The sequence below is a fragment of the Bradyrhizobium sp. genome (assembly GCF_035484855.1).
Classification (GTDB): Bacteria; Pseudomonadota; Alphaproteobacteria; order Rhizobiales; family Xanthobacteraceae; genus Bradyrhizobium.
The window spans coordinates 12,423-37,123 of record NZ_DATHOP010000068.1 but is presented as its reverse complement, the minus strand read 5'-3'; the positions used below and the strand labels follow the sequence as shown (position 1 = coordinate 37,123).

Sequence of the window (24,701 nt, the reverse complement as noted above, 5' to 3'; positions counted from 1 at the left end):
CCCGGTGTCGAGGGTCTGTTCGATCTCGGTGCGGCTACCGAGGTCGCGGGTCAGCCATTCTTCCTGGACCGGCTCGAAATTTTCACCGGCGGAACCGTTGGCGAAGTCGGAATGCTCGACGCCTGAATCGTCGGAATCGGCGAACTCGGCCCGTTCCGGCATTGCCTCACCGGCAACCGGGGGCTCGGAGCCATCGCTGGCGCGCTCAAGCAGCGGATTTCGCTCCAGTTCCTCCTCGACAAAGGCCGAGAGGTCGAGATTCGACAGCTGCAGCAACTTGATCGCCTGCATCAACTGCGGCGTCATCACCAGCGACTGCGATTGCCTAAACTCTAATCTCTGCGTCAGCGCCATGGAGGCTAGAACCGATCCCACTCAAAAGTTGGTCCGATTCTTGCTTAAACTAGTCCAAAGCCGATGTACACGGCTTGACGTATAGTAAAAATAGACTAGAGGGCGGATTTCCCAGCCGAGGTTCCGGCGGCATCAGAGCCGGAATTCCTCGCCGAGGTAGAGACGACGGACATCCGGGTCGTTGACGATCTCATCCGGACTGCCCTCGGTCAGGATTTCTCCGGCATAGACGATATAGGCGCGGTCGGTCAGGCCGAGCGTCTCGCGCACATTGTGGTCGGTGATCAGCACGCCGATGCCGCGATTGGTCAGATGTCGCACCAGATCCTGGATGTCGCCGACCGCGATCGGATCGATGCCGGCAAAGGGTTCGTCGAGCAGCATGTAATTGGGGCGGGTGGCCAGCGCGCGGGCGATTTCGACGCGGCGCCGCTCGCCGCCCGACAGCGCAATCGACGGCGTCTTGCGCAGTCTTGCGATGTTGAACTCGTCGAGCAGCGAGTTGAGTTCGGCCTCGCGTTTTTTCTTCGAGGGTTCGACGACCTCGAGCACCGCGCGGATATTCTGCTCCACCGTCAGCCCGCGAAAGATCGAGGCTTCCTGCGGCAGATAGCCGATGCCCAATCTCGCGCGCTGGTACATCGGCAGCTTGGTGACGTCATGGCCATCGAGTTCGATGGCGCCGCGATCGGCCTTGATCAGGCCGGTGATCATGTAGAACACCGTGGTCTTGCCGGCGCCGTTGGGGCCCAATAGACCGACCGCCTCGCCGCGGCGGACATAGATGCTGACGCCACGCACGACCTGCCGGGTGCCGAAGCTCTTTTCCACGCTATGCACAGCCAGGTAGCCCGGCCGCCGCAACAATTGCGGCGCCCCCGCTGCGCCATTCGCCTTGCGGGGCTTCTTCTGGGCCGGCCTCGGTTTTTCGGCTCGCGGCGGTTCCGGTTTCAGGAGCGGCGCGTCGCGGATGATTGGTGGGGCCTCGCGGCCGACCGGGGGCGCTTCGCGCACGGGGCTGGTCAGCATGTCGCCCATGCTGTCGCCGAGCGCGGTGATATCCTCGCGCGAGCGCGCAAATCCCGGCGCGGTGCGCTTCGCCGGGCGGCGACGGAACATGCCGAGTAAATCCACCATCCCGCTTCGCTTAAGCCTTTCAAGGTGACCCGCGACCCGAGCGGCTACTCGATTCGCCATGCACAACATGACGGAATGGGCGTCGTTTGCCCAGCGAAACGCCCCCGTTTCGGTGCCGCCGAGCCCGCGGTAGATACAGCTTGATGCGGCCGGCTTCAACCTCGCCGCCCGCGAAGATCAAACAAGTGATTGATACTATTTCGGTTTATTTGGGGCGCTCGGTGCCGGAACGGGCGTTTCCGGCGCCGGCGCGCATCCCTGGCCGGACTGATCGACCATGGCCTGCACCTTTCCACTGTCCGATTCAAGCCGGGACACGCCCGTCGTCATGTCGACCAACAGCCGATCGCCGCGCAGCACATTCTTGCACTGGGTGACCACGACGGTGCCGCGCATGGTGATCAGGTTGGCCTTGTTCTCGAAAATTGCGATGTCCCCGGTCACGACCTGATCCTTCTGGGTGACGACCACGTTGCCTCGCGCCTCCAGCCGCTTGATCGACGAGTTCTCGCCGGGGCCGCTGGTCGCGGACTGCGTCGGCGGCGCCGATTTTGCCGCCGCTTTCGAATTGGTCGCTGTCGGCGCCGGGGCCGCAGGCGCCGCGGCGCCTGACGTCGCAGGAGCAGGCGCCGAATCGGCGGCTTGCGACTGCTCGTAGAACACCACGAGTGTCTGCGACGTGAGGACGGTGTCGCCCTGCACCACCTTCACATTGCCGGAGAACGTCGCCTCCTTTTTCTTGTCACGCACTTCGAGCACGGGTGCCTCGATATGGATCGGCTGGTCGCGGTTCTGCGAGAAGCCTTGCATGGCATTGGGCACACCTGTTGCGGCAGTCTGCGCAAGGGCGGCACCGGCTGCGCCCAGCGCAAACGTGAGGGCAGCGGCGCGTGTGCTCGTCGCTATGCGCGCGACCAACATTCTATTTCGGCTTGTTCGGGTTGGCCGGAGCAGGCGACGGCGGCGGGGCGGTGCCGGGAATCAACAGGCTGCCGCCCTGGCCGGAGGACTGGAACAGGCCCTGCACTCGGCCCGAGTCGGATTCCACCCGCGACACGCCCGTCGTCATGTCCACCAGCAACCGGTCGCCGCGCAGCACGTTCTTGCCCTGGGTCAGCACGATCCCGCCGAGCATGGTGATCAGGTTGGTCTTGGTATCGAAAATCGCGGTATCCCCGGTCACCACCTGGTCCTTCTGGGTGACCACCACGTTGCCACTTGCCTCCAGCCGCTTGATCGACGAACTGCCGCCGGGCCCAGGGGTCGCGGACTGCATCGGCGCCGCCTTCGCGGCCTTCGCCTTGGTCGCGGCCGTCGGCGCAGCTGCGGCGGGGGCCGACGAATCGTAGAACACCACGAGCGTCTTCGAGGTCATGGTGGTGTCGCCCTGCACCACCTTCACATTGCCGGAAAACGTCGCTTCGTTCTTCTTGTCGCGCATTTCGAGTTCCGCCGCCTCGATCTGGATCGGCTGGTCGCGATTCTGCGAAAAGCCCTGCATCGCATTGGGCACACCGCTGACCGCGCTCTGCGCGGCGGCATCGCCCGCGGCGATTATCCCGAACGCGAAAGCGGCGGTGCAGGCGGCCCGCGCGATCCGCCTGGCCAACGTGATGCGCGGGAGTGACATCATTTCAAGGGTCATTTCGGGTTGGCGGTCTTGCCGGACTTGGTCTTGGCGTGATGCGCAGGTGCAGGCGCGGGGTCGGCGGGTGGCGTCTCGGCGGCCGGCAAATTGTCCAGATCCATCACCACATTGCCCTCGAACCGGATCAGTTCGCCGCCGCCGGTGATCCTGAGCCTGTCCGAGGCCAGCGTTCCGTTGAGCAGCTTGACGTCGACATGTTCCTCCGAGGTCACCGTGTTCTTGCCCATGTCGACAAACGCCTGCGAAAGCCACGCTTTGTAGCCGGTCGAGGTTTGCAAAAAGATATTATGGTGCAGGTCCAGCAACTGGTTCTTGTTGTCCATCCGTCCGTCGAGGGCATCGAGCGTGACGGTCGACTGGTCTTCCATTCGCAGCTTGGCGCGCAAGGTCTTGAGGTCGACGAAATCGGGATCGGTAATGTCCTGGGTCGCGGTTTTGGCCCAAACCTCGTAGGGGCGCTTATCCTGCGTGTAGCCGGCCATATGCGGCGATTCCATGGTGATCTTGGTCCCGGAGACGACGAGTTTTCCCATGTCGACCGGCAGCTTGGGCAACAGCAGCCGGAACGGGTTGAAGACCGATATCCCGATGATGGCCGCCATCGCCAGAATGACGGCGGCGGGAACCGCAATGCGAAGTATCTGCACCAGCCGGCTATGGCGCGCGGCGATGGCAAAGCGCGCCTCCATTCCGGCTTGATAGGCAGGATTCTGAACCGAGTTCATCGCTGCTCCGAAGCACTGACGTCGCCCGCCATTCTACCCGGCCCCGGCGGATAATGCAGCCCGGACCTCTGGTCAGGAGTGTGACCGAAACGGGGCGGAAGCCGGCTCGAGCCAGCGTTTCAAGGCGCCTGGTTAGGAATGCGCAAAAATGTCCTCGGTGTCCCAGCCCTGCAGATCGAGCTTTGCCCGCGTCGGCAGAAAGTCAAAACAGGCCTGCGCCAGCTCCAGGCGGCCCTCGCGGGCCAGCATGGCATCGAGGCGCTCGCGCAGCGCATGCAGGTGCAGTACGTCGGAGGCGGCATAGGCGAGCTGCGCCTCGCTGAGCGACTGCGCGCCCCAGTCGCTGGATTGCTGCTGCTTCGACAGGTCGATGTTGAGCACCTCGCGCACCAGGTCCTTCAGGCCATGGCGGTCGGTATAGGTGCGCGCCAGCCGGGAGGCGATCTTGGTGCAGTACACCGGCTGCGGCATCACGCCGAAGGCGTTGGAAAGGGCGGCGATATCGAAGCGGGCGAAATGGAAGATTTTCGTCACCTTCGGATCGGCCAGCAGCGCCTTCAGGTTCGCCGCGTCGTCGGCAGCCTTGCCGTGATCCCTGGGGATCTGCACCACGTCGGCGCTGCCGTCGCCGCTCGACAGCTGCACCACGCAGAGCCGATCGCGATGCGGGTGCAGCCCCATGGTTTCGGTGTCGATCGCCACCGATCCGGTGTAGCGGGAAAGATCGGGCAGGTCGCCGCGATGCAGGCGTACGGTCATGATGGTTTCAAGCCTCGTCGAATCGTCGCAGGTTAAGCTACCGCCCAAAATCGAAAGAGGCGAGCCACAGTGATACCTCCGGGTCAAGAAAATGCCGACCGGCATTGCGGTTTCGCAGTTGCGTAGCGAACGCGACCTCGCTGTTTCCGGAGCAGTGACCCGTGCTTGACTCCCGCGCGCGGGGAATGCGACGTTGCGATCGGTAGTGCCCGCAAGGGCTGACCAAGGGAATGCGGTGCGCCTGTTGCGACGGGCAATGCCGCGGCTGCCCCCGCAACTGTAAGCGGCGAGCCGACGACCATTGATGCCACTGGGATCGATTGATCCTGGGAAGGTGGTTGGAGGCTATGACCCGCGAGCCAGGAAACCTGCTGCCAGTCACGAGTCATGCACGCGCGCGTCGGGCGGGGTGTCCCGAAGCGCCGAGAGAGCCGGATCGAGCTGCCGTGTCAGGGGCGAAGGGCAGATCGGATCGGCGAACGTGCTGACGGTTTGGGCATTCGCCGCCGAGCACGATCATGTCCTCCATCGCAATCCCTCAATTTCGCGGGCCGTTGCGTCGTGCCGCGCGTTCGGCTGAACCAATCGGTTCGGCGCAATGTTGGCCATCCTGTTCGGCATTGCCCCTCGGCCTGGTCCTTCTGCTGTCCGTTGTCACGGAAAACTCTGCATCGGCGCAAACCGGCACGGAGGCGGGACAAAGCCCGGTCACGCTTGAACCCGTGGTGATTTCGCCTCCCAAGCCAACCGGCGCGCGCCGACAGAGCGACAGCTCGCAAGGAGCTCCGAAGCGCGCCAATCGAACCGCTTCGAATCCGGCGGCCAAGCCTGTAGCTCAGCCCGGCGCCACCGAAGCTGCGCCAACGCCGCTCAACGGCAATCTGGTCGCGACCAGCGCCAGCCGGCTCGGTCTCACGGTGCACGATACGCCCGCATCCGTAGACATCGTCACCCAGCAGCAGATGCGCGAGCAGGGCTACCGTACCACCACGGAAACCGCGATCGGCGCGGCGGGCGTGCAGGCCGCCGATTTGGGCGGCGCGCCTGCGACCTTTTCCATGCGCGGCTTCACCGGTAGTGAGGTGAACGTGCTCTACAATGGCATCTCGATCGGCACGCAGGACATCACCGGGCGCATCATGGAGACCGCCAATCTGCAACAGATCGAGTTCCTTAAAGGCCCTTCCGCGATCATGTCCGGCCTCAACGCGATTGGCGGCTCCGTCAATTATGTGAGCAACCAGCCAACCACAGGCCCTATCAAGAGTGAGCTCGACGGGTCGATCGATTCGCTCGGAACCTATCGCACGCATTTCGGCTCGGGCGGCAGCACGCTGGTGCCGGGGCTCGACTATCGTTTCGACGTCAGTTCCTCGAAAGTCGCCAGCTTCATCGATGGCGACTATCAGAACCTCAACAACGTATCGGGTCAGCTCAACTATCGCGTCAACGACGCGTTCAAGGTGTTCGCCGCGATCGACTACAAGAACGACGGGGGCCACGCCTATTGGGGCACGCCGCTGACGACGACCGGGTTTTCCGGTCCCTTTTCGACGCATGGCGTCGTCTCCGGATCCGCGGTCTCCACGTTCGACGGCTCGCTGATCGCGCCGGTGACTGTGGACTCGCGCACGCTGACGACCAATTACAACGTCGCTGACAACTCCGTCGGAGCGACGGAATTGTGGATACGCGGTGGCTGGGAATGGTCCTACGGCGACGCCATCACGGTCAAGAACCAGACCTACGACTACGGCGCCACTCGCCATTGGTTCGACAGCGAGACTTATGCTTTCGACACCGGCAGCTCGATGATCGACCGTGACCGCTTCTTTGTTTCCCATAAGCAGCAGGTGGTCGGCGACAACATCGATGTCGCCTGGAACTCAGCTTTCTTCGGCATGGAAAACCGGTTTGCCGGGCAATTGCAGGTGAGCCGTAACGACATCCAGTTCTCGGAGGAGCAAAACCCGAACGACTATCCGTTCGACTCCGTGGCCGTGGTCAACCCTGTCGCCGGGCTTTATACCCTGACGCCGGAGCCGGGCATCCGCAACAAGAGCCTGCAGACCGCCGCCGTCTCGATCGAGGACCAGCTCAAGATCACGCCGTGGCTCGCATTGATGGGGGGCGTTCGCGTCGAAGATACCAGGCTATCGAGCGACGGCATCGATTTCGGCGGCACGATCCCGGCGGGCGAGCCCTTCACTAAAAACTGGACGCCGGTGTCGTATCGCGCGGCTGTGACAGTCGAGCCGGTCAAGGGGCTGATGTTCTACGGCATGCACGCCACCGCCTACGATCCGGCGGTTGCCGCCATTTTTTCGCTGACGCCGGGAAGCTCGGTGGATTTGACCAGCTCACGCATCTACGAGACAGGGGTCAAGGTGATCTCCGACGACAAACGGATGGAGGCCACGTTTTCGGCCTACGACATCGTGCGAAACAACGTCTACGTGATGGTCACCAACCTGGTCGCAACCGAGGCCGGCGAGGTACACACCAAGGGCATCGAGCTCGCCGGCGCGGCGCGTCCGATCGAGAATCTGAAACTCTGGGGCAACGTCGCCTTCACCGATGCGCATTACGGCGCTTTCGACGTCTGGAGCGGCAACATCCCGTCGAATATAGCGCCTGTCATCATCAATGCCGGCGCGTCCTATACGTTCACCAACTGGCGCTGGCCGGTCGAGATCGGCGGATCGGTGCGCCACGTCGGGCAACGATATCTGTTCGAGGACGACCTCACCGCCATGCTGCCCTACACGACGGTCGATCTCTTCGCCTTTGTCGACATCCCCGGCCGCGATCTCTGGTGGCAGGGCCTGGAGAAGATGCGGGTGGGCTTCCGCGTGCGCAACCTGACCAACGCCGTCTACGCCCAGTTCTCCGACCCCGGCTATCCCGACCAGGTCTATCTCGGCGCGCCCCGGACGTTCGAATTGTCCGCTTCGGCGAAGTGGTGATGCGCAGAGAAGCCGCATGCGTGTCCTGACCTTGCTGCACCGCTGGTGGGGCGTCATGTTCTGCCTGCTGTTTGCGATGTGGTTCGCCTCGGGCATCGCGATGCATTTCGTGCCGTTTCCCTCATCGAGCGAGACGGACCGCTTTGCCGCGCTGCTGCCGATCGATCCCGACCGTGTCGGGCACGGCCCTGCCGAGGCCGTCGCCGCCAGCGGAATCGCGGAGGTCTTGCGGGTCCGCCTGGTCGGGCGCAGCGACGGGCCGATCTACCTGATCTCCGGACCATCCGCCTTCAGAACATTGCGCGCAGGCGACCTCGCGGACGGCGCGGTGATCTCGACGCGAACCGCGCTCGACATCGCGAGCGGCTATGCACGGGCTCGCGGGTTGGACACCGCGCGAGCCCACGCCGGCGAGCCGATCGCGTTCGACCAGTGGAGCGTTTCCGGCGCGTTCGATTCCGATCGTCCGTTATACCGCGTCGCCTTCGACGACATCAGCGGCACCGAACTCTATGTCGCCTCGACGACCGGCGACGTGGTCCTCGTCACCACGCAGCGCGCGCGTGCCCTCAATTATATCGGCAGTATCGCGCATTGGATCTATCCGACGGCGCTGCGCCATCACCTGCAAGCCTGGACGTCGCTGATGTGGTGGCTATCGTTGCTGGCGTGGATCGGCGCCGGCTTCGGCGTCGTCATCGGCCTGACCCGACTGGACGTCCGAAACAGGGGCGCGACCGCGCCTTACCGCGGCCTGCAGGCCTGGCACTATCGCTTCGGCCTCGTTTGCGCGCCGTTCGTGCTGGGTTTTGCATTCAGCGGATGGCTATCGATGGATGACGGCCGATGGCTGAAGGGTCGCGACGCGCGCGCCGATGCGCGGTCGATCGCCGGCACGGCTGACTGGAGCAGCTTGTCACCCGGCGAGGGCAGAGGCGCCGGCGTCAAGGAAATCGAATGGTTCGCCTTCGGCGGAAACATCTATCGCCGCGAACGAGCGAGCCCGGAACAACAGCGCCTGTATGAGACAAGCCCAAACATCACCCTGCTCGACGGTGGATTGCTGCGCGCCGGCGAAATCGACCATGCAATCGGGCATCTTGCAGCCGGTTGCGCACCGGCTTCGATCATCGCCACCAGCGACAATAGCGCCGTCAAGTCACGGATGCCCGATGCGCCGATATTCCGCGCCATCTGCGGCGACACCTGGTTTGAAATCGACGGCGCGAGCGGCGCGCTACTGGATCGGCTCAACGCGCCGCAGCGGGCCTATCGCCGCCTCTTCGAAGGCCTGCACACGCTGAGGTTCTGGCCGCTGACGTCCCATCCGCTGCTCCGCACGATCCTGATCGTCGCGCTGTGCGGATGCGGTTTTGCCTTCAGCCTGACGGGCGTCGTGATCGGGATGCAGAGGTTGCTGATTTCGCTCCGGTCATTCTCCCGGTCAAAAACGCGGGTGCCCTGACGCCGGCGCACCATACGCAGCGGTCTGCTCTACGATAACCATTGACTAGTTATGGTGAGGCACGACAACGGTTACAGTAGTTCCATCTGAGCATGATTGGGTAATGGCGTGACCACCAACGCTCCGCGCCAAATCTTCAACTATTCGTTCCCCGGCACCTCGACGAGCGCCGCACGTCCCTATGCCGCTGTCTTTGACAGTACAGTGCCAGAAACCGTCTCCATAGAATGCCTCGATTTGTATTAATCCAGGCTGTTGATTAGGAAACGCGTGCTTCGCCGCGTTCGTTACCAGTTCAACGATGATAAGCCCCAAGCGCTCGCAGCGCTTCGACTCAAGAAAACCGTCCCCGATCGTTGCTTGGCAGCGAATTCGCCTTGGCTCGAGAATCGCAGCTGCCAGTGCGTGGCTCAGGGTCCCGACGTAGTCACCAACAGAAGTGTAGCGGCGGTCGGAACGTTTTGAGAGAAGATCGTAGAGCCTGCCGAAAGCGAGGAGGCGCCGCTCAAACCCATCGATCGCCTGGGGTAAATTCACCGGCGCTGTTGCCATAAAGTCAGCGCGAAGCCACGCACCCAATAAGGTCAGCATATTCTTCATTCGATGATGGGTTTCCCTAACGAACAAATCCACTTTATCGGCTTCATCGTTGGTCGCCGGACAGGGCGGTCGGATATCTTCTTCCTGCGGTAGGGTGTTATCAAACATAGCAAGTGCCCTCTTCTGAAACTCGACCAAAAGCGCAACTCGGCACCGTTACCCGACAGCTTTGCGCAAAACAGCTTCGAGAGCCGCGTCGAGATATAGTCCCACCTCTGTTACCCCCTCATCGCCATACTGGCTAAAGAAGGACGATGGCCTGTCATATTCAAAGATCCCCCGGCCTTGCTCGTCCTCGAACAGAACCACCCGTAGCGGCGCGTAGAGAGCAGCGGGAAGCTGATGGCGGGTCATCTTTGAGGCGGTCAGAGGATTGCCAATTTCATATTGCACCGCGTTGCGTCTCCTGCCCCAAATCTGCAACAAGGAGCCATGATCGCGCTCTTCGAAGATCGAAAGCCTTGGACCGTTCTCTTCGTAGATTTTCGCGCATTCCTGATCACCGCTCTGCAGTACCTCGGCAATGCCGGTATCGAGTTTAGGCACGGTGCCTTCGAGCTTCCGGCGCACTTCCGCGAACGGCCGTCCTGACGATATCCTGATGTGCTCGACTGCAATCGTCCGTGACGTGATGAACGATTGCCTGGTGGCTTGGGTCATGTCACGCTCCCATCTGCTGCTCCGGTAGCCGGGTTTTCTCCATTACGAGATCAACCAGTATGTACGCCGATCTGGTGGAGCAGCACTGACACGCCGCCTCCACAGCTCATCACACCGCCGGCAGCGGCGAACTCACGAGCGCCGCGCTACGAGACCGCCTCGCCCGAAGCGGTCGGAGCCGCCTCGGAGCCGCCGATGATCACTGCAGTTGTCGATGTAGAAATTCCCTGGTTCGCGCATTGGCGAGCGTTGCTGCCGCGGCGTTGTAGTGCGCCCCATCATGCCGAGAGAAGGCGTGACACTGACCCGGATAGCTATAAACGGTCGCGTTTGGTTTTCCGGCCAGGGCCGCTTTGATCTCAGCTTGCGCCGCCTTTGAAATGAATTCGTCCTCCTCGCCGAGGTGCATCAGCAACGGGGCCTCCAGGCCGCCAACCTCGCCGAGGTATTTTTCCGTGTCACCCCCATGGTAAGCAACAGCGGCGTCGATTTCGTTTCGGGCCGCCGTAATAAATGCCATCAACGCGCCGAGGCAATAGCCGTGCAGCGCGACCTTTCCCGTCGACTCCGGTAGTTCGACGGCGGTGCGGACTGTTTCCATGATATCCTTCACACCCGCATCGCGATTATACGCCGCGTACAGTTGTAGACCGCGCTGCCATGCGGCTTCGGACCTGACGTCGAGATCCACTCCAGGGTCTTGCCGCCAGAAGAGATCTGGCGCGACCGCGATGAACCCGTCGGCTGCCAACTCATTGCAAGTCGCTCGGATGTCGGCGTTAACACCAAACAACTCCTGGAGAACGACCACTGCAGGCGCGGGCAACTTGGCGGGCCGCGATACGTAGGCGCGGAATGTTCCATCCGGCGACTTGATGATAATGCGGTTTTCCATGTTGCACTCCCGGGATTGCTCCCATGCTGAATGGCTTCGAAGCGAACCGTCCGCTGATTGCCCGATAAATACCCGTGAGTCGGCCCGTGAATTGGCTGCGGGCTCGGGGCGGGCGACCGACCAATCGGCCATCAACTTTAGCGGCGTGAAGGAAGAAATCGATCTGCGCTCACGCCGCGGCGTTGCTTCATTGACTGGCCGACGTGCGCGTGGCTGCTGCCTCCTCGATGAGCTTGGCTGTTTCCTTCGGATGGGACATGTAGGCGACATGGCTGGAATTCACTTCGACCGTCTTGGCATGGGCGCGCTTCGCCATCATCCGCTCTTGCTCCGGATTGATCGATCGATCTTCGGCGGCCACCATGTAAAAGGTGCGTTTGGTCTTCCAGGCCGGGTTCGTGACCTTGTGGGTGAACGCGTCGGTGGAGATCGGCACCTGCGCCACGGCCATAAAGCCGGACACCGCCGGCGGAACGTCCGCGGCGAAGTCGGCCGCGAAATGCGCCTGATCTATCCACCAGTTGCCATTGCTGTCTGGCTTGAACGCCTTGGAGGCTTGCGGCACGGCCTGTTCGATCGACGCACAGCTCTCGCCTTCATCGAGCGCAAACGCGGCAATATAGACAAGCGCGGCAACGTTTGGATTATTGCCGGCCTCGGTGATGATCGACCCGCCGTAGCTGTGGCCTACCAGAACCACCGGCCCGCCCATGGCGTCGATTGCGGCCTTCGTGTATTTTTGATCGTCGGCGTAGGAAGTCTCGGGGGGCTGGGGCACCGACACCGTGTAGCCATCCTGCTCAAGGATCTTCGCGACGGCGGCCCAACCGGAGCCATCGGCAAATGCGCCATGCACCAAAACGACATTTTTGATGGCGGCCTTCGATGCGGATTCCGCCGAGGCAGATTCCGGAGTTCCACCCGCCAGCGTCGCGACGAGCACACCAAGTACGCAAAGATTTTTCATGACGTCTCTCCTGTTATTCATGACCTCTAGTTAGCAACTTCAATGAACTGTCCCGCGATACCCGATGGCTCCCTTGGATTTTTGAGCGCGGACCACGCGTGCGTCCATTGCAGGTCAAGTGTACGGGAGCCCCAGCCAGCGACCGAATTAAGAGTTGTGAAGGCGCGCGAGGCCTGCCTTAATCTTGTTAAGAGGCGCTCTTTTTGGTCAGCCGTGGACCGAGGGCCTTAGTGTCTTGCGGTCGTGGCCCGGACCAGGCAACAAAGGCCGCTACCGAACCTAGGACATCTCGTCGAGAAGCTTACGTGCGATCAGAGGATCTGCCGTCTCGAGGCCCTCGGTAAATCGGGCGTACACACCGGCAAGTAAGTGGCGACCTTCGGCAGGACGTCCTTGTGCACGACGCAGGCTTGCGAGACTGATCGCTGTCCGCAATTCCCACGACAATGCGTTCTGGCGACGCGCCCAATCGAGAGAAAGGCGAAACAGTTCCTCGGCCGCGGGATCGTCGGGCCCTTGAAGCAGCAATAGTTCTCCCTTGACGCGCAGCAAATCCGCAATTTGCCAATTCGCGCCGCGTCGCTCGGCGCGAGCGATGGCGTCGCTGATGATTGCCAAGCCTTCCGCGACCTCGCCATTCGATCCCATCGCGCTGGCAAGATCTCCAACGAAGCTTGAGTGCCAGATCGCAAATTTTGCATCCCCGAGGTGACCGAGCCCATAGCGCAGGAGATTAAGTCCGTCTCCAGCCCTCTGTTGTCGAATCAACAGCACACCGCGTAATGCGCGCGCCCACGCGTGCCAAATTGAAAGCGAATAGCGCGTAGCCAACTCTGACATTGCATCGATGTAATGCTCGGCATCGGCATAATCTCCAACTGCGAGCGAGACCTGACAGGTGCCGAGCCCCAGGGCCGTGCAAATTGATACGGCATGATCGACCGACCAAAGGTCATCAAGGCTGACTTCAATGGTGCGCCTGGCCCGTTCCGGATACCCAAGTAACCACAGAATCCATCCGTATCGCATACGGCCGGTGATCAACTGGTCGAACTGATATCTGATAATAAGCGATCTACGTTGCGTCCCGATCGATCGCGCCGTCATCTTTTCAAGATAGGTGCGTGCTTTGATATGGTCACCGAGAAAGTGCCAGGAGTAGCCGAGACCGCGATCCGAGACCGCGAGGTCCAACGGGTGATTCTCCCTTAACGCGAGCGCATGGATACGTTCCGCGAGTTCGAGAGCGATTTTGTACTCGCCATTGTTTATGCGCGCGGTCCACAATCCCCAGAGCGCGCGTAAGCGGTAGTCATGGTCGTCGAGCGACTCTGCTATTTGAAGGGCACTTTCAAGGGCTGCATGCACTTCCGGTCCAGGACCTTGTGTGTAGATCAGCAAGCCTCCGAGCGCAGTACGCAGTTGCATCTCGGCTCGCGGTTCTCTAAACGCGCCGGCGGCGATGCTTGCGAGCGCAGCCTCGACACGTCTGCGGCATTCATGCACCAGCGAAAGAGTCATCCAGAGCACGATGCCGGCCGCCGTCAACGCGACACCTAAGGCTGCGTCAGCTTCTGCTCCCAAGGTCCAATCGAGCGCGGCACGCAGATTGTCGAGTTGCCGCCTGCACTCGGCGACTCGCTGAATTGTTGGCGCGATCGCCAGTTCAGCGTCCGCGCGACGGAAGAAATCGCAGAAGTACTCGGCATGACACCGGCAAACCCGATTATTTTCCTGGGTCTCGGCGAGTTTCATGCGCGCGAAAGCACGTGTAGAGTCCAGTAAGCGGTAGTAAGCAGTATCCTCGCCGACCTCCGCCGCGACCAGCGATGCCGACACCAGATTGGCAATATGATCGGCGATTTCCGATGTTGCCACCATCTCGCCTGCACCGATCGCAGACGCGGCCTCAAGCGTGAAGCTGCCGGTAAGCACCGAGAGGCGACGAAGGACGACGCGCTCGCTCTCAGGCAGGAGCTGATAACTCCAGTCAAGCGTCGCAAGCAGCGTTTGGTGGCGCGGTACCGCGGTACGACGACCTCCGGTGAGTAGTCGAAAGCGATCATCCAGTCGCGCCGCGACCCCGAAAACGCCAAAGGAGGCGACGCGACCGGCAGCCAGCTCGATCGCAAGCGCAATCCCGTCGAGCCTGCGGCAGATTTCAGCGACAACCGGCGCATTGTCGTCGGTAAATCTGAACGAATCGAGTGTTGCCGAGGCGCGCTCTACAAAGAGTTGTACAGCAGAGAAAGCCATCCCTTGCTGAGAAGTGAGTCGCTCGGACCATGGTGGCGTTTCCAGCGCCGGCAAGCCGTGCACCCGCTCTCCCTCGGCGCGGAGCGCCTCGCGGCTGGTGGCAAGGATATGGACGCCGGGCGCGCCCACAAAGATCGCCTCGGCCAGGGCCGCGGCAGCCAGGATCATGTGCTCGCAGCAATCAAGCACCAGTAACATCTGACGGGTACTTAGAGCCGCGACCAGGGTTGGAATTGGATCATCCGTGCGGATCGGGACGCCAAGGAGAGCGGCGACCGCGCTTGGAATAAGCGACGGATCCTTCATCGGCGCAAGGTCGACAAACTGAATCCCGTCCCGGTACGAGCCACGAAGCGCATTTGCGGCCGCGACGGCGACCGTTGTCTTGCCGATGCCCCCGGGCCCCACCACGGTGATGAACCGCTCCTCAGGCAGTTGAGCCTTCAGCGCTGCGATAACATCCTGGCGCCCGACCACGCGGCTGAGCGGCGCCGGCAGCTGACTTGCAGCCGGCATGCTCGGGGTCGCACGCGCGCCGCTACCGAAGCGTGAAGCCGGCACAACAAGGCTGTAGCCTCTACCCGGCACGGTCGCGATAAAGTTTCTGCCTTGCAGGCCCTCGCGCAAAGCGCGTCGCAAGCTTGCGATATGGACGCGTAAGGTGCCTTCCTCGACGAAGACTCGCGGCCAGACTTTGGCCAGTAACTCTTCCTTGGTAACCGTCTCGCCTGCACGCCTTGCGAGCACCGCGAGGATATCAAGTGCCCGCGGCCCAAGTCCAATTGGCTCTCCTTGCTCCAGGAGAAGACGTTCTTCCGGAAGCAGACGAAATGGACCGAAATCGATCACTTCGCTGCCGGACAAACGTTCCGCGGACACGATAGCTTCGGTCTGTGTCGTACCCGCCACGAATGCACCTTGCCCGAACGATTAAATCACTTCGCAAGTCCAGGGTTACTTTCGGATCAGCGGGATTTGCAGATTGGTCGGGCGATTCTGTTCGGTATCAAAGCCACGGCCGTCAATGTTACGAGCACCCCAGAACAGCAGATCGTCTCTGAGATAGACTAGGTCGCACTCCATGAAGTTCGACCCCTCCTCGAGACCAAAGGGCGCGAAGGCTTTTCCGAATATGCTCTGGGACAAGTTGACTGCCCACGGCGCGTATCCGGCCGACGCGACCTTGTTGAGTACATCGGCGAACCCCTGCGCGAGGGGAGTTACCTCGTACGTTTCATCAGCAACGAAGTCGACCTTCTGCGCCCGCGGAGCGATCGGATGGGGCCCCCGCCACAGCATGTGCCCACCGATCCCGATCTTTGCTAACGGCACGGCACCGTAGGGGTCGGCCGAGTTGACGATCTCAAGCTCGAATCGATCCGACGGCTGATATTTGAAAGCCCTCTTCAGATAGAACGGCTTGAGCGACCCATCCGGGTTCTTGCTCGCACTCGGCCGCACCTCCGGAGCGATGCTCTCCCACTGCCCGAGCATCGCCTGCTTGACTTTGGCTACGTCTGCTTCCATGGCCGCTTGGCCTCGGCTGACTGCTGGGGACCGCCCGCCGCTCCGCCTAGGTTCGTACACACCGTATCGCCGGCGGCGCACCAAAAATTGTACAGATTTGACCCAGTTGTAAGATTTGGCCGAAAAATCGCCGCTACAATCGACGCCGCCGGCCAATTGCCGCTTTTTTTATGATGATGGGACGTTTATCCTGTTTCCCATCCGGGACGGTGATGCTCGCGTTGAGAGCGCGAGAGTGTTTGTCGCGTTAGTATGGAGGCAGTGATGCCTGCAGATGCGATCGAGGACGACCTCGCCAGACGCTTCGGAATAGATCCTCCGCTGACACTCCTGGCGCGAAAATCTTCAAAAGCACGTATCGGTTTTTCGCGCATGCGGAGCAGTCGTCCGATGCGTGGCCATTCACTGCCCGCGAAACCGCAAGAGGCCTTTGCATTCTGGGTTCCGTTATCGGTGCCGTTTTTCTCGAACTTGTGGACGGCAGGACGGCGTCGTGAAGTGCCCGATCTGCGTCTCGGCGATGTCCAGCTGGTCGACCTCGGCGAGCGACCGGTCGTCAGTCTGGATATCCCTTTCGATTCCCTTCGCTTTTACGTCACGCAGGTTGCACTTGATGAGATGGCCAATGAAGCCGGAATTCGCCGGGTGAAGGGACTTTACGCGCCGAATTTTGGCGGCCGCGATCTGGTCATGTTCGGTCTGGCGCAAGCGGTCGCCGGCGCGATGGAGCAATCGGGCGACGGAACCGCGATGTTTGCCGACTGTATCGCGCTTGCTTTTTTCACTCACATTGTGCGCGCTTACGGCGGCGTCCGGATCGGAGGAAGGAACGCCCGCGGCGGGCTTGCCGCGTGGCAGCTGCAACGCGCCCGAGACCTTATCAATGTCAATTTGGCGCACGATCCTTCGATCGCGGAGATCGCGCATGAGTGCGGACTGTCGAGCGGCTACTTTGCGCGAGCGTTCAAACAGTCGACGGGCGTTTCGCCCTGCCAGTGGCTGACCAAAATGCGCGTCGAGCGCGCCAAAGAACTCTTGAAGGACCCACGCTGCGAGCTCGCCGATATCGCCCTGCTTTGCGGGTTCGTTGACCAAAGCCATTTCACGCGCGTATTTTCCAGGAGCGAGGGCTACAGCCCGGGTCGGTGGCGCCGCGTTCACCGCATATAGTCCAACAGGCTTTCTGCTGCTGATAAATCAAGGACTTGGCTTGGACTCGGGCCAAAAATGGTGCCCAGGAAAGGACTCGAACCTTCACGGCCGTTAAGCCACTGGCACCTGAAGCCAGCGCGTCTACCAATTCCGCCACCTGGGCCCGGGCCGGTTAGTACGGATGCCTCGCGCGCTTGTCAAATTGTTGAATCGCTACTGAAAAGTCTATTTTTGGAGCATGATCCTTTCGGAAAACCGGTGCCCACTTTTCCGGATCATGCTCAAATACGCTGTACAGCACCGGTGGCTTGGCGTATCGCGAATCCGCTGGTCACCCCGCGATCGCTCGAATTTGACCCCCAGGAAATTGGCCCATGGCATCGAATCAGGACACCCTCGTCACGGTTTTTGGCGGATCGGGCTTTCTGGGGCGGAACGTCGTCCGCGCGCTCGCCAAGCGCGATTACCGCATCCGGGTCGCGGTGCGGCGGCCGGAATTGGCCGGGTACCTGCAGCCGACCGGCCGGGTCGGCCAGATCCACGCCGTGCAGGCCAATCTGCGTTATCCCGCCTCGGTGGAGGCCGCGATGCGCGATTCCCATGTCGCCATCAATCTGGTCGGCATTCTGGCCGAAAGCGGCGCGCAACGTTTTGAAGCGGTGCAAGCCGCGGGCGCCGGCACCGTAGCCAGGGCGGCCGCCGCCGTCGGTGCGCGGATGGTGCATGTCTCCGCGATCGGCGCCGACGACAAGTCGCCCTCGCGCTATGCCCGCTCCAAGGCCGCGGGCGAAACGGCGGTGCTGGCGGCCGTGCCCTCGGCCAACATCCTGCGGCCTTCGGTCGTGTTCGGGCCCGAGGATCAGTTCAGCAACCGTTTTGCGGCGCTGGCGCGGATGTCGCCGATGCTGCCGCTGATCGGCGGGGGGCTGACGAAAATGCAGCCGGTCTATGTCGGCGACATCGCGACCGCGGTTGCCGATGCCGTCGACGGCAAGACCAAGGAGGGCGCGACCTACGAGCTCGGCGGGCCCGAGGTGCTGAGCATGCGCGAGATCATGGAGATCATCCTCGCCACGACGGAACGCCGGCGCATGCTGGTCTCGTTGCCGTTCGGCCTGGCGAAATTGCAGGCGCTGTTGCTGCAGTTCGCGCCGGGGCCGCTGAAACTGACGCCGGACCAGGTGGAGTTGTTGCGCTCGGACAATGTGGTGTCGGACGCGGCGAAAGCCGAAGGCCGGACGCTAGAAGCATTGGGCATCGTGCCGGATTCGATGGAAGCGATCGTCCCGCAATACCTCTGGCGCTTCCGCAAGCTGGGCCAGTTTCAGCACAAGGGCGCGTAGCGGATTGCCGCGAAATGTTATTCCCGTCATTGCGAGCGCAGCGAAGCAATCCATCTCGCCCCACGAAGAAAGAATGAATTGCTTCGCTTCGCTCGCAATGACGAAAATTACTTCTCCATCGAGAGATTTGTAGGGTGGGCAAAGGCGCACTTGCGCTGTGCCCACCATGACAATTTCAATTGCTGCAAAGGTGGTGGGCACGCTGAGTTTATCATCGGGCGCGCATTCGCGCGACCCGTTGGCTTTGCCCACCCTACAATTTCCGGCGGGCTCTTACCGTCCCATCGCCAGCGCGACCAGGCCGAGCGTGCCGACGATGACCCGCCACCACGCGAACAGCGAAAAGCCATGGCGGGTGACGTAGCTCAAAAACGTCTTCACCACGACGATCGCAACCACGAACGACACCACGAATCCGATCGCGATGATGCCGGCATGATCGAAGCTCATCTCGGCGCGGTTCTTGTAGGATTCGTAGGCGAAGGCGCCGACCATGGTCGGGATCGCCAGGAAGAAGGAAAACTCCGCCGCCGCATGCTTGTCGGCGCCGAACAGCATCGCCGCCACGATGCTGGCGCCGGAGCGCGACACGCCGGGAATCATCGCCAGGCACTGCGCAAAGCCGATCGACAGATACATCGGCAGCGGAAACGCGGTCGCATCGTGCTCGTGCGGATCAAGATCGAGCTGATCGACCCACAGCAGGATGGCGCCGCCGACGATCAGCGAAAAACACACCACCCATGGATTGAACAGATATGTCTTGATGTAGCCGCCGGCGGCGGCGCCGATCACGGCGGCGGGCAGGAACGCCACCAGCAGGCCGATGACGAAGCGCCGGTCCGCGACGTTGCTGAACATGCCGAGCGCCACCCGCCACAATTTGCCGAAATAGATCACGACGATCGCGAGGATGGCGCCGAGCTGGATCAGGATCGAAAAACTGTTCCAGAAACTGCCCTCGCCGAGATTGAAGAACCGTTCCGCGAGCAGGAGGTGGCCGGTCGACGACACCGGCAGGAATTCGGTGACGCCCTCGATGATGCCGAGAATCACCGCCCTTATTGTATCAGACATCATGACCTGGTCCGTTCTGATCGATATCGGCCGAAAAGTGCGGTTCTTCTCGCTTATTCGGCACCTTGCCGCAATCGCAAAAAACGCGAAAACACAGGTTGCCTCGCCCGCCCGCTTAGGTAGTTTGGCGCGCTATTGCGGTCCCGCACCGCCTCGAAGCGGTGAGGGTTCCTTAAGCACCGCGAGACTATCAAGGGGCTCATGTTCACGCTGTTTCATCATTCGTTCTGCCCGCATTCGCGCTTCATTCGCCTCGTGCTCGGCGAATGCGGCCTCGACGTGCGGCTGGTGGAGGAGCGGACCTGGGAGCGGCGCGAGGCGTATCTGGCGCTCAATCCCGCAGGCACCACGCCGGTGCTGATATCGGAAGGCCGGCCCCCGATTCCCGGCGCCGGCATCATCGCCGAATATCTCGACGAAACCCACGGCGCGGAGCTCGGCGAACGGCGGCTGTTGCCGCCTTCGATGGGCGAGCGCATCGAGGTGCGCCGGCTGATGGCATGGTTCAACGAGAAATTCTTCGAGGAGGCCTCCCATCCGCTGGTCACCGAGCGCATCTACAAGCGCTTTATGAGCGAGGGCGACGGCGGCGGCGCGCCGGCGGCGGAAGTGATCCGCGCGGCGAAAGCCAATGTGCGCTATCATCTGGCCTATATCGGCTGGCTGGCACGGACGCGGAATTACCTTGCCGGCGACCGGCTGACCTATGCGGACCTCGCCGCCGCGGCGCATCTTTCGGCGATCGATTATCTGGGCGACGTGCCATGGATCGAGGACGACGCGGCAAAAGCCTGGTACGCGCGGGTGAAATCCAGACCCTCGTTCCGCCCGCTGTTGAGCGAATGGCTCGCCGGCGTGCCGGCCTCGCGGACCTATGTGGACCTGGACTTCTGAACATTTTCGTCATGCCCGCGCTTGTCGCGGGCATCCACGTCTTAGTTGACTTCGTGGAAGCGCAAAGACGTGGATGGCCGGGACACGCCCGGCCATGACGAGGAATGTTGAGTTGGCTTCAATGGACATAAAGCCAAATACTTCTGCTGGAGCTTTGCGAAGCGGTCTAGCAAGCGAAGCCCGCGCGCTCGGCTTCGATTGCGTCGGCATCACCGGTCCGGATGTGCTCGCCGACGCCGGAAAGCATTTCCACGACTTCCTCGCGGCCGGCGAGCATGGCGACATGGACTGGCTCGCCACCCATCCCGAGCGCCGCACCGACCCGCGCCGGCTATGGGCGGACGTGCGGTCGATCGTCATGCTCGGCGTCAATTACGGGCCCGACGAAAATCCGCTGGCCGTGCTCGAACAGCGGACGCGCGGCGCGATCTCGGTCTATGCGCAAGGCGACGATTATCACGATCTCATAAAGAAGCGGCTGAAGACGCTGGCGCGATGGCTGATTGCTACCGCCGGCGGCGAAGTAAAAGTGTTCGTCGACACCGCCGCGGTGATGGAGAAGCCCCTGGCGCAGGCCGCGGGCATCGGCTGGCAGGGCAAGCACACCAACCTCGTCTCGCGCCCGTTCGGCTCATGGCTGTTCCTCGGCGCAATCTTCACCACGCTGGAGTTGCCGCGTGATGACGCCGAGGCCGATCATTGCGGTTCGTGCCAGGCCTGCCTCGATATCTGTCCGACCGCGGCGTTCCCGGCGCCCTACAAGCTCGATGCCAGACGCTGCATTTCCTATCTGACCATCGAGAACAAGGGGCCGATCCCGCACGAATTCCGCAAAGCGATCGGCAACCGCATCTATGGCTGCGACGATTGCCTCGCGGTATGTCCGTGGAACAAGTTCGCCCAACAGGGGCGCGAGACAAAACTCGCCGCGCGCGAAAATTTGCGCGCGCCACCGCTTGACGAACTGGCGCGGCTTGATGACGCGGCATTTCGCGCGCGATTTACGAAATCGCCGGTCAAGCGCATCGGCCGCGACCGGTTCGTCCGCAACGTGCTGATCGCGATCGGCAACTCGAACGACCGCGCGCTCGCCGTTGAGGCCGAGCGGCTGCTGGGTGACGAAAGCCCGCTGGTCCGCGGCGCCGCGGTCTGGGCGCTGTCGCAACTGCTGCAGCGGGAAGAATTTTCCCGGCGCGCTGCAAGGGCGTTGGATACCGAGCCGGACGAAGCCGTCCGTGCGGAATGGCGATTCACAGGCGCATGACGCCCTGCGTTGCCCGCCCTTGATTTAGTTGCGAAGTTTCCGTCATGGTCCCGCGCCATGACCGATCAGCCCTTCTTCACCAGAGACCGCGACGCTTTCATCCCGACACAGGCCGCGAACGGCCCGTGGGACCCGAAATCGCTGCACGGCCGCGTCATCATCGGCCTGCTCGCCTTCGAGATCGAAAAGCGTCATGGCGCCGATGATTTCGTGCCGGCGCGGCTGACGGTGGACATGTTTCGCCTGCCCGGCTTCGCGCCGATCGAGATCAAGACCCGCGTCGTCCGCGACGGCCTGCGCATCAAGGTCGTCGAGGCCGATTTTCTCTCGGGCGGCGTCGCGATGGCGCGCGCCTCCTGCCAGCTGCTGCGCAAGACCGAGAACCCGCAAGGCAATGTGTGGTCGCCGCCGAACTGGGAGGTGCCCGCGCCTTCGGAGATTCCGGCGCCGACCGACCCGCGGCTCGGCATGAACGGCAAATGGACCACCCGCCCGATCGTGGGCGCCATGGGCAGCCTCAGTCCGCGCCGGCTGTGGATGAGCGAGGTGCGCGACCTCGTCGAGGCAGAGCCGCTGACGCCATTCGTCCGGGTCGCGGTGGCAGCCGATTTCGCCAGCCCCTTTGCCAACGCTGGTGACCAGGGCCTCGGCTACATCAACAGTGACGTTACGCTCTATCTGCACCGCCTGCCGGTGACCCAATGGATCGGCTTCGAGGTGGTGAATCACCACGCCACCGACGGCATCGCGATCGGCGAATGCTGGCTCTATGACGAACAGGGCGCGATCGGGACGTCGACGGTCGCTGGGCTGGCGCAGCGCAAGCCGATGGCGAAACCACCGCCGCCGTGGGCTGACCGATAAAGCCGTCATTGCGAGGAGCGCTTGCGACGAAGGACTTCAATCCAGATGCCGCTTCATCTCCGGCCGCGCCTTCAGCGCTGCGCCCTGTTTGGCGACGATTTTCACGATCCGCGCCGGCGCAAAATTCATGTCGACAAAACCGGTCGCGGTGTTTGCCACCTCGCGGTAGCTGGCGATCTTGCCGTCGCGCAGCTTCATGATGGCAACGCCCTCGAACATCACGCGCGCTCCCTTCGCCTCCGGCAAGATCGAGCGATAGCTGAAGGTATAGCGCATAGAGCGTCTCGCCGTCGCTGACCGGATCATGCATGTCCCAGCGAAAATCGGTCGCCGTGCGATAAAACCAGTCGTCGATCAGCTCCGCGATTTTGGCGCGGCCTTCGAACGCCCCGTAGAACACGTCGTGATAGACCCCGTCCTCCGTGAACAGCGCCGCAAAGGCCTTGCCGTCGTGGCGTTCGACGGCGTCGCAGAAGAGGCGGAGCATGGCCGTCACATTCATGGTTTCGCTCCCGCTGGTGCGATCTCCGCCACTGCCGCGATGATACGCGCGATGTCCTGCGGCCGCGACAGGCGGTGATCGCCGTCCTGGATCATGGTCAGCACCACGTCATCGGCAGGCAGTCGGTGCGCCAGCGCGAAGGCATGCTGCCAGGGCACGTCCGGATCCTGCGCACCCTGCAGGATGCGGACCGGGCAGCCGACCTCGATGGCGCTGCCGAGCAACAGATGGTTGCGGCCTTCCTCGATCAAGGCGCGGGTGATCGGGTAGGGCGCGCCATCGCCATATTGCGAGGGCCGCAGCCACACGCCCTTGGTCTCGATCTCCTTTTTTATCTCGGGCGAAAAGCCGTTCCACATCAGCGCCTCGGTGAAATCCGGCGCCGGCGCGATCAGCACCAAGCCGGCCAGCGAGGCATGACCCGCGCCGGATCGAGCCATTTCGCGCGCCAGCAGCAGCGCCATCCAGCCGCCCATCGACGAGCCGATCACGACCTGCGGCCCCCGGCAGAATTGTCTGAATACGGCTGTGCTTTCCTCCAGCCAGCGTCCGATGGTGCCGTCGATGAACGCGCCGCCGGATTCGCCATGGCCGGAATAGTCGAACCGGATGCAGGCGCGTCCCTGCTCGGCGGCCCAGGCGTCAAGCGCCAAGGCCTTGGTGCCCAACATGTCCGAATTGAAACCGCCGAGCCAGAACAGCCCGGGGACAGTGCCCTCGCGGGCGCGCACGGCGATACGGCGCGCCGTGTTCCCTTGACCTACCTCGATGAAGGTGGGCGGCTGCCCGTTTGCCGCGGAATCGGTCATGGCAATCGTCACTCCGTTTGCTGCTGTTTGAGTGAGCAGGGCCGATCCGTCAACGGATGCAGACCGGTTGCCCATCCTGCTTGCGGAACAACGCCTTGCCCCCTATGTGGGCTGGCCTGAAACATTCGGTGCCGGCGGGCGTTGTCCGGCGTTACCCAAAAGCCTCGCATTTGATGCTTTTCGCAACGGCGATGGCGAGTTTGCTTGCCCGCAGGGCCTTATTCCTTCAAACTACGACCTTCGTTCACAACCATGGAGAGTTACCCATTCGCCGTCCCAACAGAGCCCCGCCCGCTGCCACCAAAGACGGGCCGCGCACCAACGATGAAATCCGCAACGCCACAATTCAGCTGATCGATCAGAACGGCACGAACCACGGCACGGTCGAGACTGTCGCCGCCATCAAGATGGCGCTGGAAGCCGGCATGGATCTTGTCGAGATCTCGCCCAATACCAATCCTCCCGTTTGCAAGATCATGGACTACGGGAAGTTTAAATATTCGGCGCAGAAAAAAGCCGCCGAGGCGCGCAAGAAACAGAAGGTGGTCGAGATCAAGGAGATCAAGCTGCGGCCGATGATCGACGATCACGATTACGACGTGAAGATGCGGGCGATGCAGCGTTTCTTCGAAGAAGGCGACAAGGTCAAGATCACGCTGCGCTACCGCGGCCGCGAGATGGCCCACCAGGAAATCGGCACCAAGCTGTTGGACAAGGTCAAGGCCGACGTCGCCGATTTCGCCAAGGTCGAGCAGGACGCGCGTTTCGAGGGCCGCCAGGTCGTGATGGTGCTGGCGCCGCGCTGATCCCTACATATTCGCGTTAGTGAATTTGGAA

21 protein-coding genes, 1 tRNA gene, 2 pseudogenes and 1 riboswitch are annotated in these 24,701 nt (G+C 62.2%); of the genes and pseudogenes, 8 read left to right on the top strand and 16 right to left on the bottom strand.

Annotation, left to right across the window (positions count from 1 at the left end; translation table 11 throughout):
• The 6 genes and pseudogenes from VK804_RS07940 to VK804_RS07915 all read right to left on the bottom strand — a co-directional run.
• A pseudogene (locus tag VK804_RS07940) lies at positions 1-354 on the bottom strand (RNA polymerase sigma-54 factor); the annotation flags it as partial.
• A 132-nt stretch (positions 355-486) separates the two neighbouring features.
• The gene (gene lptB / locus VK804_RS07935) at positions 487-1,491 is read right to left on the bottom strand and encodes an LPS export ABC transporter ATP-binding protein (protein WP_325369627.1); all 1,005 of its coding nucleotides are present in this window, start codon (positions 1,489-1,491) and stop codon (positions 487-489) included.
• A 195-nt stretch (positions 1,492-1,686) separates the two neighbouring features.
• Complete coding sequence (locus VK804_RS07930; protein ID WP_325369625.1) at positions 1,687-2,412, bottom strand: LptA/OstA family protein; 726 nt, start codon at positions 2,410-2,412, stop codon at positions 1,687-1,689.
• A 1-nt stretch (position 2,413) separates the two neighbouring features.
• A complete protein-coding gene (locus VK804_RS07925; protein ID WP_414642736.1) occupies positions 2,414-3,121 on the bottom strand; it encodes an LptA/OstA family protein in 708 nt (235 codons plus the stop codon).
• Between the two features lie 11 nt (positions 3,122-3,132).
• A complete protein-coding gene (gene lptC / locus VK804_RS07920) occupies positions 3,133-3,864 on the bottom strand; it encodes an LPS export ABC transporter periplasmic protein LptC (RefSeq protein ID WP_325369621.1) in 732 nt (243 codons plus the stop codon).
• A gap of 132 nt (positions 3,865-3,996) precedes the next feature.
• Positions 3,997-4,623 (bottom strand): ribonuclease D, encoded by a 627-nt coding sequence (locus VK804_RS07915; protein ID WP_325369619.1) that lies wholly within the window; start codon positions 4,621-4,623, stop codon positions 3,997-3,999.
• A 186-nt stretch (positions 4,624-4,809) separates the two neighbouring features.
• Positions 4,810-5,013, top strand: a riboswitch (cobalamin riboswitch).
• 335 nt (positions 5,014-5,348) lie between these two features.
• Here VK804_RS07915 and VK804_RS07910 point away from each other — a divergent pair.
• Positions 5,349-7,589: a TonB-dependent receptor gene (locus VK804_RS07910; protein WP_325369617.1), complete on the top strand. Its 2,241-nt coding sequence runs from the start codon at positions 5,349-5,351 to the stop codon at positions 7,587-7,589.
• A 16-nt stretch (positions 7,590-7,605) separates the two neighbouring features.
• Positions 7,606-9,054 carry a PepSY domain-containing protein gene (locus VK804_RS07905; protein ID WP_325369615.1) on the top strand — a complete coding sequence of 483 codons (1,449 nt, stop codon included), beginning with the start codon at positions 7,606-7,608 and terminating at the stop codon, positions 9,052-9,054.
• Between the two features lie 45 nt (positions 9,055-9,099).
• Here VK804_RS07905 and VK804_RS07900 read toward each other — a convergent pair whose 3' ends face one another.
• From VK804_RS07900 to VK804_RS07875, 6 genes are all read right to left on the bottom strand, one after another.
• Positions 9,100-9,762, bottom strand: coding sequence for a sensor histidine kinase (locus VK804_RS07900; protein WP_325369613.1), 663 nt, complete (start codon positions 9,760-9,762; stop codon positions 9,100-9,102).
• Between the two features lie 48 nt (positions 9,763-9,810).
• Positions 9,811-10,314: a DUF302 domain-containing protein gene (locus VK804_RS07895; protein ID WP_325369611.1), complete on the bottom strand. Its 504-nt coding sequence runs from the start codon at positions 10,312-10,314 to the stop codon at positions 9,811-9,813.
• Positions 10,315-10,513: 199 nt separating this feature from the next.
• A complete protein-coding gene (locus tag VK804_RS07890; RefSeq protein WP_325369609.1) occupies positions 10,514-11,209 on the bottom strand; it encodes a dienelactone hydrolase family protein in 696 nt (231 codons plus the stop codon).
• 187 nt (positions 11,210-11,396) lie between these two features.
• The gene (locus VK804_RS07885; RefSeq protein WP_325369607.1) at positions 11,397-12,197 is read right to left on the bottom strand and encodes an alpha/beta hydrolase; all 801 of its coding nucleotides are present in this window, start codon (positions 12,195-12,197) and stop codon (positions 11,397-11,399) included.
• 258 nt (positions 12,198-12,455) lie between these two features.
• Positions 12,456-15,311 (bottom strand): ATP-binding protein, encoded by a 2,856-nt coding sequence (locus tag VK804_RS07880; protein ID WP_325369604.1) that lies wholly within the window; start codon positions 15,309-15,311, stop codon positions 12,456-12,458.
• 75 nt (positions 15,312-15,386) lie between these two features.
• A complete protein-coding gene (locus tag VK804_RS07875; protein WP_325369602.1) occupies positions 15,387-15,959 on the bottom strand; it encodes a hypothetical protein in 573 nt (190 codons plus the stop codon).
• 264 nt (positions 15,960-16,223) lie between these two features.
• Here VK804_RS07875 and VK804_RS07870 point away from each other — a divergent pair, with 264 nt between their 5' ends.
• The gene (locus VK804_RS07870) at positions 16,224-17,129 is read left to right on the top strand and encodes an AraC family transcriptional regulator (RefSeq protein WP_325369600.1); all 906 of its coding nucleotides are present in this window, start codon (positions 16,224-16,226) and stop codon (positions 17,127-17,129) included.
• Positions 17,130-17,187: 58 nt separating this feature from the next.
• Here VK804_RS07870 and VK804_RS07865 read toward each other — a convergent pair.
• Positions 17,188-17,274, bottom strand: a tRNA-Leu gene (locus VK804_RS07865).
• 211 nt (positions 17,275-17,485) lie between these two features.
• Here VK804_RS07865 and VK804_RS07860 point away from each other — a divergent pair.
• Complete coding sequence (locus VK804_RS07860) at positions 17,486-18,454, top strand: complex I NDUFA9 subunit family protein (protein WP_325369598.1); 969 nt, start codon at positions 17,486-17,488, stop codon at positions 18,452-18,454.
• 273 nt (positions 18,455-18,727) lie between these two features.
• Here the strand turns inward: VK804_RS07860 and VK804_RS07855 are convergent, their stop codons facing one another.
• The gene (locus VK804_RS07855) at positions 18,728-19,534 is read right to left on the bottom strand and encodes an undecaprenyl-diphosphate phosphatase (RefSeq protein ID WP_325369596.1); all 807 of its coding nucleotides are present in this window, start codon (positions 19,532-19,534) and stop codon (positions 18,728-18,730) included.
• Between the two features lie 198 nt (positions 19,535-19,732).
• On the opposite strand from VK804_RS07855, the gene VK804_RS07850 reads away from it, so the two are divergent.
• From VK804_RS07850 to VK804_RS07840, 3 genes are all read left to right on the top strand, one after another.
• A complete protein-coding gene (locus VK804_RS07850) occupies positions 19,733-20,425 on the top strand; it encodes a glutathione S-transferase family protein (RefSeq protein WP_325369594.1) in 693 nt (230 codons plus the stop codon).
• A 121-nt stretch (positions 20,426-20,546) separates the two neighbouring features.
• Positions 20,547-21,689 carry a tRNA epoxyqueuosine(34) reductase QueG gene (gene queG / locus VK804_RS07845; RefSeq protein WP_414642735.1) on the top strand — a complete coding sequence of 381 codons (1,143 nt, stop codon included), beginning with the start codon at positions 20,547-20,549 and terminating at the stop codon, positions 21,687-21,689.
• Positions 21,690-21,746: 57 nt separating this feature from the next.
• The gene (locus VK804_RS07840; RefSeq protein ID WP_325369590.1) at positions 21,747-22,553 is read left to right on the top strand and encodes an acyl-CoA thioesterase domain-containing protein; all 807 of its coding nucleotides are present in this window, start codon (positions 21,747-21,749) and stop codon (positions 22,551-22,553) included.
• Positions 22,554-22,589: 36 nt separating this feature from the next.
• On the opposite strand, the pseudogene VK804_RS07835 reads toward VK804_RS07840, so the two are convergent.
• Positions 22,590-23,055, bottom strand: a pseudogene (locus VK804_RS07835) (nuclear transport factor 2 family protein).
• Positions 23,052-23,864, bottom strand: coding sequence for an alpha/beta hydrolase (locus VK804_RS07830; RefSeq protein WP_325369588.1), 813 nt, complete (start codon positions 23,862-23,864; stop codon positions 23,052-23,054). The pseudogene VK804_RS07835 and the gene VK804_RS07830 overlap by 4 nt, the downstream one beginning before the upstream one ends.
• 266 nt (positions 23,865-24,130) lie before the next feature.
• Here VK804_RS07830 and infC point away from each other — a divergent pair, with 266 nt between their 5' ends.
• Positions 24,131-24,670 (top strand): translation initiation factor IF-3, encoded by a 540-nt coding sequence (infC, locus tag VK804_RS07825; protein WP_324137121.1) that lies wholly within the window; start codon positions 24,131-24,133, stop codon positions 24,668-24,670.
• Positions 24,671-24,701 lie beyond the last annotated feature (31 nt).